Source organism: Nonomuraea sediminis, assembly GCF_018531495.1.
In the GTDB taxonomy this organism is placed as follows: Bacteria; Actinomycetota; Actinomycetes; order Streptosporangiales; family Streptosporangiaceae; genus Nonomuraea; species Nonomuraea sediminis.
Genome location: NZ_JAHDTI010000017.1, coordinates 1 through 13,255, shown reverse-complemented (window position 1 = coordinate 13,255; position 13,255 = coordinate 1). Strand labels below are relative to the sequence as shown.

At 66.4% G+C, this 13,255-nt stretch carries 13 protein-coding genes and 2 tRNA genes; 9 read left to right on the top strand and 6 right to left on the bottom strand.

Annotation, left to right across the window (positions count from 1 at the left end):
* The first annotated feature begins 119 nt into the window (after positions 1-119).
* Positions 120-272, top strand: coding sequence for a hypothetical protein (locus tag KIK09_RS60855; protein WP_372455795.1), 153 nt, complete (start codon positions 120-122; stop codon positions 270-272).
* On the opposite strand, the gene KIK09_RS60850 is transcribed toward KIK09_RS60855, so the two are convergent.
* Positions 273-434 (bottom strand): hypothetical protein, encoded by a 162-nt coding sequence (locus tag KIK09_RS60850; RefSeq protein ID WP_372455794.1) that lies wholly within the window; start codon positions 432-434, stop codon positions 273-275. It abuts the gene before it with no gap.
* 32 nt (positions 435-466) lie between these two features.
* Between KIK09_RS60850 and KIK09_RS60845 the strand changes: the two genes are divergently transcribed.
* The 5 genes from KIK09_RS60845 to KIK09_RS48230 all read left to right on the top strand — a co-directional run bounded on the left by KIK09_RS60845 (position 467) and on the right by KIK09_RS48230 (position 4,652).
* Positions 467-619 carry a hypothetical protein gene (locus KIK09_RS60845; RefSeq protein ID WP_372455793.1) on the top strand — a complete coding sequence of 51 codons (153 nt, stop codon included), beginning with the start codon at positions 467-469 and terminating at the stop codon, positions 617-619.
* Between the two features lie 302 nt (positions 620-921).
* Positions 922-1,440: an RNA polymerase sigma factor gene (locus tag KIK09_RS48245; RefSeq protein ID WP_308164744.1), complete on the top strand. Its 519-nt coding sequence runs from the start codon at positions 922-924 to the stop codon at positions 1,438-1,440.
* A complete protein-coding gene (locus KIK09_RS48240; RefSeq protein ID WP_214326312.1) occupies positions 1,437-2,549 on the top strand; it encodes a CU044_5270 family protein in 1,113 nt (370 codons plus the stop codon). Before KIK09_RS48245 ends, KIK09_RS48240 begins: the two co-directional genes overlap by 4 nt.
* A gap of 244 nt (positions 2,550-2,793) precedes the next feature.
* Positions 2,794-3,054: a hypothetical protein gene (locus KIK09_RS48235; protein WP_214326311.1), complete on the top strand. Its 261-nt coding sequence runs from the start codon at positions 2,794-2,796 to the stop codon at positions 3,052-3,054.
* Between the two features lie 38 nt (positions 3,055-3,092).
* A complete protein-coding gene (locus KIK09_RS48230) occupies positions 3,093-4,652 on the top strand; it encodes an OmpA family protein (RefSeq protein WP_214326310.1) in 1,560 nt (519 codons plus the stop codon).
* A 462-nt stretch (positions 4,653-5,114) separates the two neighbouring features.
* Here the strand turns inward: KIK09_RS48230 and KIK09_RS48225 are convergent, their stop codons facing one another.
* From KIK09_RS48225 to KIK09_RS48210, 4 genes are all read right to left on the bottom strand, one after another.
* Positions 5,115-7,475 carry a hypothetical protein gene (locus KIK09_RS48225; protein ID WP_214326309.1) on the bottom strand — a complete coding sequence of 787 codons (2,361 nt, stop codon included), beginning with the start codon at positions 7,473-7,475 and terminating at the stop codon, positions 5,115-5,117.
* Between the two features lie 16 nt (positions 7,476-7,491).
* Positions 7,492-7,563 (bottom strand) — tRNA-Lys (locus KIK09_RS48220).
* Between the two features lie 21 nt (positions 7,564-7,584).
* Positions 7,585-7,656, bottom strand: a tRNA-Pro gene (locus KIK09_RS48215).
* 547 nt (positions 7,657-8,203) lie between these two features.
* Positions 8,204-10,045 (bottom strand): DUF2339 domain-containing protein, encoded by a 1,842-nt coding sequence (locus KIK09_RS48210; protein WP_214326308.1) that lies wholly within the window; start codon positions 10,043-10,045, stop codon positions 8,204-8,206.
* Between the two features lie 518 nt (positions 10,046-10,563).
* On the opposite strand from KIK09_RS48210, the gene KIK09_RS48205 reads away from it, so the two are divergent.
* Entirely contained in the window at positions 10,564-11,253 is a 690-nt protein-coding gene (locus KIK09_RS48205) for a Type 1 glutamine amidotransferase-like domain-containing protein (RefSeq protein ID WP_214326307.1), read from the top strand.
* A gap of 316 nt (positions 11,254-11,569) precedes the next feature.
* Positions 11,570-11,830 (top strand): site-specific integrase, encoded by a 261-nt coding sequence (locus KIK09_RS48200; protein WP_214326306.1) that lies wholly within the window; start codon positions 11,570-11,572, stop codon positions 11,828-11,830.
* Between the two features lie 43 nt (positions 11,831-11,873).
* Here KIK09_RS48200 and KIK09_RS48195 read toward each other — a convergent pair whose 3' ends face one another.
* The gene (locus KIK09_RS48195; RefSeq protein ID WP_214326305.1) at positions 11,874-12,515 is read right to left on the bottom strand and encodes an HAD family hydrolase; all 642 of its coding nucleotides are present in this window, start codon (positions 12,513-12,515) and stop codon (positions 11,874-11,876) included.
* Between the two features lie 428 nt (positions 12,516-12,943).
* Between KIK09_RS48195 and KIK09_RS48190 the strand changes: the two genes are divergently transcribed.
* Positions 12,944-13,255 (top strand): hypothetical protein (locus KIK09_RS48190; RefSeq protein ID WP_214326304.1); only part of this gene is annotated, 312 nt, incomplete at its 3' end.

The window sequence follows — 13,255 nt, the reverse complement described above, 5'->3', positions numbered from 1 at the left end:
GCGGACCGCATGAGCTGCTCGATGGCAGGCCGGTCCGAAGCGCAGGCCCAAGGCCCGAGCACGGAAGCGGCGCGGCAGCATGACCGCATCCTGTGGGTGCCGTAGTTGTCGCAGATCAGATGGATGTCCAACGCGGCCGGGACCGTCTTGTCGATCGTGGCCAGGAACTTTCTGAACTCGGCGGCGCGGTGATGGCGGTGCAGCTGGCCGATGACGGTGCCGTCTTCGATGTTGAAGGCGGCGAACAGGCTGGTGCTCCCGTTCGGACATAGTCATGCATGCGCCGTTCGGGCATCCCGGGCATCATCGGTAACACCGGCTGGGAGCGATCCAGCGCTTTGGATCTGGGACTTCTCATCCACGTACAGCACCACCGCCCGCTCTGGCGGGTTGTGATACAGGCCCACGACATCGACGACCTTCTCGATGAACAACGGTCGGCCGACAGCTTGAAGGTGTCGGCCCGGTGCGGCTTGAACTCGAATCGCGCCAGATCCGCCCAATCGTCGACTTGGACAAGCCGCTGCGCTTGGCCATCGAAGCCCGCGACCAGTGCGTGGCATTCCTGGGCGTCTCCTCCAGCGTGGCCACCACCACCTCCTCGACCTGGTCCGTGTGATCGATGGCGGCCGGCCCGGCCGGGGCTCGTCGACCCCTCCAGCCGCAATCGCAGGAACCGGGAACGCCATTTGGAGACCGTGTCCGGGTGCACCCCGCAACTCCGCGGGGATCTGCTGGTTGTCCTTGCCATCCGCGCACCCCAGCACAATCTTCGAGCGCATCGCCAGGACCTGCGAGGACACGAAAGAGTCGTCATGTGCGGCTCACGCCGCCCGCGATCAAGAACTCGTCTGTAATTTATGGTCGCCTCCAACCACTTCCTATTGTCAGTCCGTATCCGGGACATGAGGAGCTGAGGCGGTGACGCACGATCGACAGCGGTTCACCACCATGTACGACCAACACCGACAGCGGGTCTGGGCCTACGTGGTCAGCCGTGCGGGGCGGCAGGTGGCGGACGAGGTGGTCAGCGAGACGTTCGCCATCGCCTGGCGCAAGTTCCACGAGATGCCCGCGAACGCGCTGCCGTACCTGCTGGGGATCGCCAGGAACGTCCTCCGCGAGAACATCAGGGAGGAGGCCCGCCGCGAGGGGCTCAACCAGGAGTTGCGCGAGTGGGTGTCGGGCGACGTCGCCGAGCAGGTGGCCGAGCGGCTGGGAGTCCTGAAGGCTATGGCCAGGCTCACCCAGGACGAGCGGGAGCTGCTCATGCTGGTCGCCTGGCAGGGGCTTTCCCCGCGCGATGCGGCCGGGGTCGTCGGCTGTTCCGTGCCTGCCTTCCGAGTACGCCTGCACCGGGCGCGCAAGCGACTCCAGCAGGAGATGGAGCCCGTCGCTGCCGCCATGTCCCGGTTCGACCTGTCCAGGGAGCCGTCTTGAACCCGATCGACGAACTTCGGGCCGCCCAGCCCGCCCACTTGGCCGACTTGTCTGTGGACGAGCGCACCAGGCAGGCTGAGCTGGCTTACGCCATGTCCCAGGGCGTGCCGGTGCGCAGGAGGACCCGTCGCCCTGTGTGGGTACTGGGTCTGGCCGGAGCCGTGGCCGCCGTAACCGCTGTTGCGGTGGTCAGCGGCACGTTGGGCGGCGGGGTGAATCCCCGCGCGCCCTCGGCCTCCTCCACCACCGTCAAGCATGCGCCGGTCGAGCTTTCTGCCCAGCAGGTGCTCCTGGTCGCTGCGACCTCGGCGGAGAAGCAGCCGCCGAGCTCGGGGGCCTACTGGCACATCGAATCCGTGCAGCAAACCCTGACCAAGGCCGCTACCGGATATTTCGTGACCCAGGGGACCCGCATCCAGAGCTGGGTCTCCGCACGCGGTCAGTGGAGCCGTACCCAGTCGCTCGGTGTGAAGCCGGCCTCCGATGCCGACCGCGCGAAGTGGGAGGAAGTGGGAGCGCCACAGAAGATCGAAGTGGAGGTGCCCGGCAAGGGGAAGGTCACCCTGCCCACCGAGGCAGGCAAGCCCTCCTCGGGCCATCTCGCGGGGGAGGAGATCTTCTGGCTGGGCCGCAGCGTCACCATGGCCGACCTGCGGAACCTGCCCGATGCCCCGTCCGCGCTGAAGAAGTGGTTGCTGCAGTACTACAAGGGCCACGACACCGAGTCCGACCGGTCCATGGGACAGGACGCCTGGCTGTTCCAGACCACCGCCGGGCTGATCACCGACATGCCGGTCAGCGCCAAGGTCCGCGCCGCGGCCTTCCGTATGCTGGCCGACCTGCCTTCGGTGACGACTGCGGGGGAGGTCACCGACGCTCAGGGCCGATCTGGTACGGCTGTCGCCATCGAGACCGATTCGCTGACCCAGATGGGCGACAAGGGTGTGCTGCAGGATCAGTTGATCATCGACGAGGACAGCGGCGCGGCTCTGGCGCGGGAGAGCGTCGTGGTCAAACCCGGCGGTTTCCAGCAGGGCTTCGAGCCGGGCACCGTCTGGAACTCCGTCACGATTGTCCAGGCCGGCTGGGTCGACTCGCGGGGAGCCTGAGCTCAGGGGAGTGGGCCGGGAACCCCACTCACTGGTATCCGGGCCCGCCGTACTTGGCGATCTCCTCGAGACCGTGGATGAAGGGCAGGATCGCAGCCAGCGAGAGCACCCCGCTGTAGGTACTTGTTGACAAACAACAATATGCACATATAGATTATATGCATATGCTTACAAAATGGTCTTCGCGCTAGAAGTTGTGTGAGGTCATAGCCCTGAGGAGCCTGCCTTGAGTAACGGTGTCAGATTGATCCGCAACGATCGGCTTACGCAGAAGGTGGATTATGCCTACGCCGCGATCGCTGACGCGCCCGTGCGCTCCATCTGGGTGGCGGGCGCCTGCCCGCTCGATCTCGACGGCGAGACTGTCGCGGTCGGCGACTACGCGGGCCAGACCCACCAGATGATGTGCAATCTCGTGACGGCGCTGGAGGGAGCGGGCGCGTCGCTGATCGACCAACTGGTGGAGGTCGAAGCCACCGCCGTCATCGCCGGTGCGTGCGGCTGATGGTCTTCCCGCATTTCGGGCCTGGCGCAATCTCTGCCATGCCCAACCGGATCCTGGCCCTGGCAGCCGCCCTCACCATCGCAGCGACCGGATGTGGGGTGCTGCCGAAGAGGCAGGCCTTACCCCCGTCGTCCGAGCCCTCGCCATCCTCCAGCGCCTCGACCCCCAGCGCACCCGCCTCCAGCGATCCGGCCACCACGGCGCCGGCCGAGGACACCCGCCCGGCCCTGGCCGAGACCCGTAGCACCATGACCGAGAACCTCAAGCTCGAGGTCGTCGGGCTCAACCGGGTCAAGGGCAAACATCTGGTCGTCCAGATCCGCCTGTCCAACACCGGCACCAAGGACCTGCCGTGGACCGGCGAGATAGGCGACGACACCCGCCCGCTCGGCCGGATCCTGTGGGCGTCGGGTATCGGCGTCCTGGACGCGGCGGCCCGCGTGTGGCTCCTGCCGTACAAGCCGAACGGCTCACCCTGCCTGTGCAGCGACCAGGAGCGCGACGATCTCGGCTACTTCGTCGAGCCCGGCCGGTCGATCACCGTGTACGCGGTGCTGCCCGCTCCGTCGGGAAATCCCTCCACCACCACGGTCGTCACCCCGGTGGGCCCGCCCATGCTGAATGTGCCCATCAGTGACGAACCGCCCGCGGGTGACTTCCCCGATCCCGACGCCGAGCCCGTCACCCCGGTCGCTCGCCGCCTCGTGCTGCCTTCCGAGTCGTTGGACAAGTCGGAGGAAACCGCCGACGACGGCAAGGACCTGCAGGTCAACCTCTCCTCCGACGTGCTGTTCGCGGTGAACGAGGCCACGCTCACCCCCAGGGCCAAGGCAGTGCTGGCCCGTACGGCCAAGCTCATCGACGCATCGCCCGCCGCGGTGGTCAAGGTGGAAGGTCACGCCGATTCCTCCGGCAACGACACCATCAACGACCCGCTGTCGCAGCGCCGCGCCCAGGCGGTGCAGCGCGCCCTGACGGCGTTGCTGACCCGTGACGGCGTGCGCTTCCAGGCTCGCGGGTACGGCTCGCGCCGCCCCCTGTACAGCAACGACACCGACGAAGGTAAGCGCCGCAACCGCCGCGTGACCGTCACCTTCGCCAAGCCCACGCCCAAGCAGGCAGATCCGGCCGGGGACGTCGTGCAGACGCTCTCGCCCGAGGCGGGCGAGCTCAAGGCCACGGGCGAGGCCGAGGGCCAGCCGATCGCCATGGAGATCACCGGCCTGCGACGGCTGCCGGGTGGGATCGGCCTCCTGACGTACACCGTCACCAACGAGGGGTCGGCCGAGACCACGTACAACGACCTGCACCACGCGCAGGACTGGGAGAGCTACAAGTACCAGGCCGCCAGCAACGTCCGGCTGACCGACACCGCCGCCCACCGCCAGTACCTGCCGGGCCGCCTGGAGGTGCCGACGGGCGACGACGCGGACTACTACTGCGCCTGCACCGGACTCTCCGGCGTACGCATCAGCACCGAGAAGTTCGCCCCGGGCCAGACCCGTGAGTTCTGGGGTCTGTTCGCCCTCCCCGACGCCACTAGGTCTCTTAAGGTCAAGATCGCCACTTTCCGCGATCTCCAGGTTCCCATCCAGTAGCCGTCAGGGGTACGGCTCGCACCGCCGTACCCCAAGCCTGGCCCGCTCGCGCAAGGAGGCGATCTTGGGAGCTCACACCTGACAGATCGCACCACCACATCGGCGGGCCGCCTTGGTGTCCAGGGTGGAGAGAAACGTCATGCAGAAGGCCCCGATTGTTGGACCGGGGCCGAACGGCGAGGTGAACCGGCGGCCTTTCTGAGCTTCGCTCAGGCGGTCATGAGATCCCCACGTCCGTGTGGTTAACCGGGCACGGCTCACGCTGGTGATCGATACGAGCGAGTGGTTCCTACGTCCATTGGGGGTGTGCTGGGGGTTCGTCTTGACCTGGGCAAACGCGCTCAAGATTATTCCGTGTGCTCGGTAGGCCACCGGCGTGCTGCTGAACACATCCACGCGCTGCAAGAACGCGGTGCCCTCTCGCGCCTTCGATAGGCCAGGCATGGTTGGGACGCCAAGGGATCATGCGTTCAGGGGAAGGCACCAGTGCGTGCCGGTGGTCCAGCCGAGAAAACGCCGCCCGCGGCTGCCCCGGACGGTTCCGGTTTTGTCGAAGTACCCGCCGTTGATGACATGCGCGAGCCCCGCGACAGCAGGTCCGAAGCGGTCGCTGAGGCCGGCATCAGCGACCTGCTGGCGTAGGCGGTTCACCGCGGCATGCTGTTGGCGCTGGTCGCAGAAGCTGAGATAGAAGATCGCTTGCCGCCAGGCGTACGCCACATTCTTGATCATTTGCAGGCGGGCGCGGTGATTCGAGATGCGCATGGCCTGGCGGGCCACGATCCACGTAAAGGTGCGGTCGACGAGGTCGGGCCCCTGGTCGCGCAGGCGATCCTGCAGGTGGAGAGCCTCGACGAGGAGGGCCAGGTTGTGGGTGGTCAGGATCTGGCTCTGTTCCAGGACGGTGCCGTTGCTCGCGACGTAGCTGTTGGCGCGTCCGGTCTGGGCTTCTTTGGCGCGTGCGGCGCAGGCGGTGGCGAAATCTTCGGCGGTTCGCTTCTCCCACCTGCCGATACGCCTGGCACGCTGCTCCGATGGCGCCACCCATGCGGCCGCATCAGGGAGGTCGTAGTAGCGGGCATACAAGGTGCCCGCCATGGTCCGGCTCGTGATCTCGGCCGCCGCACGCCATTTGTCGGTGAACGTGCCCATGAAGATGTCGGCGGCCACCTCCTCCACCAGCGGCATCGGCAGATCAGCCTGCCTGGCCAGGGCGCCCAGCTCGCGGACCAGCGGATTGGGCAGGATCGCCTGGGGAAAGGCGCTCAGCGTCAGCATCGTCGTCTGTTCCAACGTGCGCCGCGCGGTACGAGCGGTATCGGGGCGAGGCGAGTGGAAGGAGCGCAGCGCGCCGATCCAGGGCAGTTCGTCGAATCGGATCTGATGTTCCAGGTTGAGCAACAGCAGACTGCGGCGCCGCCGAAACGCGCCGTAGGTCTGGGCGTAGAGTCCCGCAAGCTGCTCGTCATCGACGTTCGCGGCGAGAACGTGCGCGGTGATCTGTGGCAGAACCTGGGCCAGCACCTCTCCGGAGGTGATCACGCCGCAGGCCACGAGTTCGTCGACCGGCGCTTCCAACGCCCGGGTGGCCTTGGCGAGCAGATGAGGCGGGATCGGATGGCCTCCGGTCGCCTCCGGCAGTTCGTCCGCGGTGGTCTCTCCCGCGAGCGGTTCGATCGCGGGGATGCCGCCGTCCTCCGGATAGCGGTCCAGTCGCGCTGCCAGGACGGCGGCCAGTGAGGCGTGGGTCGGCCGGGCCGCCACTACGGCCTGCGCACTGCGGAGAGCAGCGCGTTCCTCCAAGCCCGGAGCGCCGTGTCTGCTGACCGTGTTGGCCAGCGCGCGGCGGATCCAGCCGACCTCGCGGCTCGAGAGGGTGCGGCTGTCGTGCGTGCAGGCCTCCAGCGCCCGGTGCAGCCGGTCGAAGTTGCTCTTGGGATGGGTGTGGCCGGAGGCCAGTGTGTGCTGCTCGCGCGCTCGCCGATAGTCGGCGAGCCACTGGCCGCGCCGCTGTGTCCAGTCACTCGGCCACACTCGGCACGGCCACCCGCCTTCCACGGTCCCGGTGTCGGACAGGTTCGGGAGATCCTCATCGACGGTGTCACACCACAGCGCCACCAACCGGTCATACAGCGGCAGCCAGATCCGGAGCGTCTCCAGCATCGTCGCGATCTTCGAGTTGACCGTGGCCGAGCGCAGGGCCGTCTTGATCTCTCCCACCGGCGCGAGCCGTACTGTCGCGGCGGATGGTGTGATGGCCTTCGCCAACCGGGGAGTCATCCGTAACCGGTGCATCAACGGCCGAAGGCGAACCACCAGATCGAGCGCCGCTGCATGGTGCCCGCGATCGAGCAACCACGCGACCACCATCATGGCGGCATCCTCTGGAACGTCGATCCGATAGCTCCCCGATGCCAAAGCCGCGCAGAGTTCTGCCTGGCCGGTGTCGCTGAGAGAGAACAGGTTGAGCCGTTCGCGGTTGGTTTCCCCCGGCGCATTCTGCGGCAACGCCCGTAGGCGAGCGACGTCGTCGTCACCAAGCGGCGCCTCGGCCAGATATCGGCCGGTGGCGAATCCACCGTGCGCGACTTCGAGCGTCACCCACGCGGGTGTGTCGGCGACTGGCGTGCGCGAGCCGACCGTCAGCTGGCCGGTGTGCATACCGTCCAGCACCGCCCGCCACGCCACCACCTTGGCTTCAGCCCGCTCTCGCGCCGGGGAGTCTTCCTCGGAGACGGCCTTTTCCAGCGCCCGCTGAAGCTGCCCGAAGGCGTACCCCGGCGAGGCCGTGAACCGCGGCTCGTCCGACACAACGACCCCCATGATGTGACTCGTGAAGACCTGAAGGCGAGGATCGAACTCGCGCCCTCCCGGGTAAGAGCCGGGTGATCTACCGCTGATCTACTTCAGGGCCGGCTTTGTCAGGCCGTCGACATGGAGGCAGGACTCGAACCTGCGCCCTCCCGGTCCCGAGCCGGGTGATCTACCGCTGATCTACTCCATGATCCGTTTTGTTCACCCTAACTGACGCACGAGACCACCCTCCAGCGAGTATCGCGGGAGTAGGGCAGCAGCAAGGATTGGCTCCGCACCGATCTTGGAGCGACGATGCACCGCGAAGGACCCAACCAAGGGCGCCGGCGTCATGCCTCCACTGATTCCCGCTCTGGCCTGCTCGCACAGTCGTTGACGTCCAAGTACCCGTCCGACGTGCATGTTCGTAAACATGCACGTCGTTGATCACCTGGCGAGGCCTGAAATCCGCGCCCGACCCTGGCTCGGCGAGCCCTCGCGACCGAGCAGGAACCCGTTACTGACCTGATGAAAAGGCGCACCTCGGTCACCATGGCGTTGGCCAACTGCACCAGTGCGGCAGCGAAGATCGTGCACATGTCGATCGCGACGTAGGCCAGCTGGCCTTTCCACACCGCGCCGCGCGCGTCCAGCCAGTCAAGCGCCGTCCCGGCGGTGCGGCCCTCAACCTGACCAAGCAAGCCCTGTCCCGGTGGCTATCTCCGGGCCGCCCGTAGAAGGAGCCCCCGGGCCACCGCTCACGACTTCAGCTTGAGCCTCTTCCTCGACGCACCCGGGAACACGACGACCAGGTGCTGCTCCTCCCCGCCATCGTCGACCCGCACGTAGACACGCAGCCGGTAGCGGCCCTTCCCGCCGATCGCCAGGTTCGGCATCGGGGCACCCGCGCCCACCTCTCCCCCCTCGCCCATGTACGGCACCGTGAGCTGGCCGCTGCGGCTGACGATCGACACCTCGTTGACCTGATCCCATCCCGCTGTCCGCTGTGGCGGCGCCGTACGGAAGGCCTTCACGGTAAGGCACAGATCAACGATGTCTGCGACGTGACCGATGAGCACCGCGCTGCCGTTCACCCCGATGAGGGTCCTGTCGTCGTAGACCTTGTCCATCGCCCGCTCCGCCGCCTCGTCGACCGCTTCGTCTTCGGGGTCGTGGACCAGATAGCCGGGATCGCCGTCGACGAACAGGAAGTACTTAGCCGTGGCCTGGACGACACCCTTCATCCGCGGCCACGGGTCGCGGCACTTCGCGTTCCCCTCGGCGATGTAGGCGTCGTTCGCCGCTTGCGTATCCGTGGCCGACTGCAGCAGCTCGGGATGGGTCGCGCCGACGATCTCCGGGCAGACGTAGACGAGGTCCCACGGGTCCGCGCCCCAGGCGGGCCGCGCGCTCCCGGCCCGCGTCAAAATCTCCTTCTGCTCGTCGCGGTCCTTGGACCGGCACAGCGTCCGCCCGTACGCGAGGATCGCCTGGTCCGACAGGCTGTCCGGGAACATGGGTGAGACTCCGCCCTCTCTACTCCGCGCCCGGCACAGGAACGCGGCGTCGCGTTCCGCAGGTTTCAAGTCGCCGAAGCTGGGCCGGTCATAGCAGTCAGTCGACCAGCCGGTGTAGGTAAGGTGCGCGGCCTGCTCCGGGTGGATCAGCGCGATCATCGGCAGTACGGCCATGGCCGCCACCGCGACGCGTATCACGGGCCGCCGCGCGGACGGAAGGTCCGCCCGATGGTGCTCAGCGGGCAGTTCACGGGCGGTCGCCGCGATCCACACGGTGCTGACGAGCCCCACCGCGTCCATGACCAGCATCGCCAGATTCGCGCTGGGGATCCTTCCGAAGAGAACGTTGAGCGGGAGCACCAGCGCGTAGACACCCAGCGACAACCACCCGGCGGCCTGCGTGCCGCGGCTCCACCGGCCGTCGCGCCGCTGCCCGACAACCGTGATGATGGTCGCCGCCACTCCGTTCAGCATCAAGACCAGTGCGACGATGTCGCCCGAGCCAAGCTCTGGGAGATTCAGTTCGTCGAGCAGTTCGTTGGCCATCCCGGCCAGCTCGACCGCGAACATCGCTGCGGCCGCCGCCCGCAGCACGCGCGACCGCCAGCGGATAACGAGCAGGTAGAGGACGTCGATCGCGGTCCACAGCGCGAGCTGGAACGCCGCGTCCACCGCGTCGGGAAGCAGCCCGATCGGGTACCACAGCACGAGGGTGTGCGCCACCGCCAGATACAGCAGTCGCCGCAGCGCCTTTGCCCGGCGGTCCAGCGGTCCCGGCGCGGGGGCACGCAGGATCAGCCACAGGAGCGCGGCCTTCACCAGGGCGGCCACGAGCAGCGCCACAGTCGTGGGGCTGTCGAACCCGCCGGGCGCGTAGAACTCTGCATGGGCTGGCGGCGACCATTCGACGGCCGTCCAGAGCCAGGCGTCGCCGAGCACCAAGCCCGCGACCGCCGCCGCAAGGACCAGACCGACTAAGCCAATCCTGACAATCCGCCAGAAACTCTCCGAAGGCACGAGACGCGATCTTAGTGCGGCACCGCCGTACAGGCGGATACAGCGGAACGAACGATCCCGCCCCACCGATCAGACTCCATGACCTTCGACGCGATGCAGCTTCGAACATGATGAGGCACTGCGCGCCCCGGCTCCCAACGGAGGCTAGTTTCTCCACCTGCCCAGGTTCTGCCCTGAGAGCGCCCGGCAGCCCAGAACCGCTGATTTTGATTAACGATCATCCGTTTAGTTCTGGTTTGCCCTGTGATCTAAATTGCTCATTCATGCCGTTTCGTCCGCGCCTCCGCTGATTCCCGGGCTGGCCCGTCTGCCCTCGTGCTCGTCCAGTTCTTGACGTCCGAGCACCCACCGAGCACGCATCCGAAATGCATCGTGATCGGCCCTGGCGGAGGCGTAGAGAGGCCAAGGTTCGGTTCATGCCGGTAAGTCGGGGTCTTCGTAGTCCTGACGAAACTTTCGTCGGATATGCCCTTGACCTGCGGCGGGGCACGCTTCGGGAATTGGGCCGTTCAACAGCGATGAGTCTCGCGGTGATCTCAGGTCTACAAGTCACACCGCTCCATCGCACTCGAACAGGAGGCGTCTTGAAGCTGCTACTCACGTCGGCGGGCGTCAAGAATCTGAGCATCCACAACGCGCTGGTCGATCTGCTGGACAAGCCGATCGCCGAGTCCAACGCCCTGTGCATCCCGACCGCGGCATACGGGCACCCCATGAGCAGTCCGGACGGGCCCTGGCGGTTCATCTCCGGACAGTCCCCGCTGCCCATGTCCGGGCTGGGGTGGGGGTCCGTGGGAGTGCTGGAGTTGACCGCGCTGCCCAGCATCGGTGCAGAGCGTTGGGTCCCCTGGGTCGAAGAGGCGGATGTGCTGCTGGTGAACGGCGGCGACGCGCTGTATCTGTGCCACTGGATGCGGCAGTCCGGTCTCGCGGACCTGCTGCCGTCGCTGGGCGAGAAGGTGTGGGTGGGGCTGAGCGCCGGGAGCATGGTGATGACCCCGCGGATCGGGGAGTACTTCGTCGAGTGGAAGCCCCCCACCGGTGACGACAGCGCGCTGGGGATCGTCGACTTCTCGATCTTCCCGCACGTGGATCACGAACTGCTGCCGAAGAACACCATGGCCGACGCGGAGAGGTGGGCTGCCCTCATCCCAGGTCCGGCGTATGCGATCGATGACGACACCGCCATCAAGGTGGTCGACGGCACTGTCGAGGTCGTCTCCGAGGGCAAGTGGAGGTTCTTTCCCTTTGAACCGACCTCGATCCGCACCTGACACGCGGCGGACAAGTAGTAGGGCGAGTCGGTGACAATGGCCCGCCGTCACGGGTCACCACACTCCAGACCGGGCAAACCGGAACAGAACGAAGCGGAAACGATCTCAAAACCCCGGCATTGACCCTCATTGTCGCAGGTAAATGGCATATCCGACGAAAGTTTCGTCAGGACTACTGAGACCCCAAGTCCGGCGCCCGGCTCGCCACGGAGAGGCCGCCCGCTCTGCCTCCGTCGACCGATTGCGCCGCGCTGCCCGCAACCGCGTCAGGAACGCTTCGCGCCGCTGCGCGGTCGGGTAGGCGCGCATCACCGGCGTGATTGTGTTTCGGCTCGCGGTCAGGCGGAGTCGGAAGCTGGCGTTCACCAAGGCGCAGGTCCGGTCCCTGCTGGCAGCACGGCCGTACGACCTGCGGCATGCTGCCTTGTCACTGTGGCTGAACGCCGGCGTGGCTGCCCCTGAGGTCGCGAAACGGGCGGGCAACAGCGTTGAGGTGCTACACCGCACCTACGCCAAGTGCCTCGACGGCCAGCGCGAGGCCGTTAACAAGAAGATCAACAGAGCCCTCGACGAGTAGTAACGCGCGGCACCGCGGCCCCGGTCGATGATCGGGGCCGCTCTCATGTACGCAGGAGGGCAATGCCCTCCAACACGTCTGTGACGACGTGATCTGCCAGTGCCGGGCTGGTGCCGCTGCGTCTATTGATCCAGATTGTGCGGAGCCCGGCCATGCAACCGCCTTTGATGTCCGCTTCGAGGTTGTCGCCGACCATCCATCCGCCGTCGCCCAAGGATGCCCCGCAACGGTGGGCGGCGATGTTGAAGAGCTGGCGGTCGGGCTTGCGAATGCCCTCGGCGCCGGAAAGGGCGTAGCCGTCGACGACGTCTATCAGTCCCGTCTCACTGATCTTCCCGAGCTGGTTGTCTGGGGTGCCGTTGGTGATGATCCCAACCCGCCATCCCTCCAGGCGCAGGCTGGACAGTGCAGCGATCACCTCAGGGCGGCACGTAACGAGATGTGGCATCCGCGCGCGGTACTCGCTCCATAACCTGGGCGCCGGCGCAGACAGCTTGAAGCGGTCGCGCACCTTGGTAAAGAACAACTCCCTATGGGGTACGCCATTCTGGTCCAGGGAGATGAGCCACTCCTTGCCTTTGCGGCCGAGTCCGTGCTCCTCCGCGAACTCGCGCGCCCAGACGGCGAACGCGGCGTCCAGGTCGATGAGGGTGTTGTCGAGATCGAATAGGGCAAGTCGCTGCACGCTATCGGAGCCTATCCATATCGAGATCTTGAGGACTGACCTGCGGAAACGCCATCAAGATCATATCGAGCATGTATCGCGATCATTGACCTACGGCTGCATACGGCTGCTCTCGGCTGCCTACGGCGTGATGCAACGGAAATGAGAAAGCCCAGGCCAAGGCCTGGGCTGCTGGTCAGAAGAGTGCCCCCGGCGGGGTGCAGCGCAGATGGGCAGCGACGGCCCCATATCCCATCTCGTCAGGAGCTGACGATAGTCGAACGCTTTCAGCTGAGGAGTACCCGCTAGCCCTGCTCAAGAGCCTGCGCGGCGCGTTAGGATCGCCGGGCTAGTCGTGACTGCCATATAGGGAGAGAAGCCACTGGACTGCTCTCAGGCACGAAGCTTGGCGGGTCAGGATCGTAGGCGATATGTAGAGGGCTGCGGCGATGATCGCCGCAGCTTCGCAAGGAGTGGATGTGACGGAGAGCGGACGGGATCTCCTCGGCAGCGACTCCGTTGGAGCGATCGCGGACATCGCGCGTTCGACACGAGATGCGGAGCGCGCCTTCGCCGCAGCCGGTATCAAACTGGAGAAGCAGCCGGTCACGCAGTACGAAGGCACGGTGATCGTCGCAACCCCGCGAACCTGCGCGGTCACAGCACTATCCCGGGGTGGTCATGTCTACGCTGGCGGCGTGACATTGGTGTGGGTGACGGGCAATTCAGGGACTGGTAAGTCCACGGTCTGCGGGGTGTTG

Excerpts from the sequence above, each read along its gene's own strand:
- KIK09_RS60855 (WP_372455795.1), top strand. The coding sequence starts at position 120 with ATGGATGTCCAACGCGGCCGGGACCGTCTTGTCGATCGTGGCCAGGAA.
- KIK09_RS48230 (WP_214326310.1), top strand. The coding sequence starts at position 3,093 with ATGCCCAACCGGATCCTGGCCCTGGCAGCCGCCCTCACCATCGCAGCG.
- KIK09_RS48225 (WP_214326309.1), bottom strand. The coding sequence starts at position 7,475 with ATGGGGGTCGTTGTGTCGGACGAGCCGCGGTTCACGGCCTCGCCGGGG.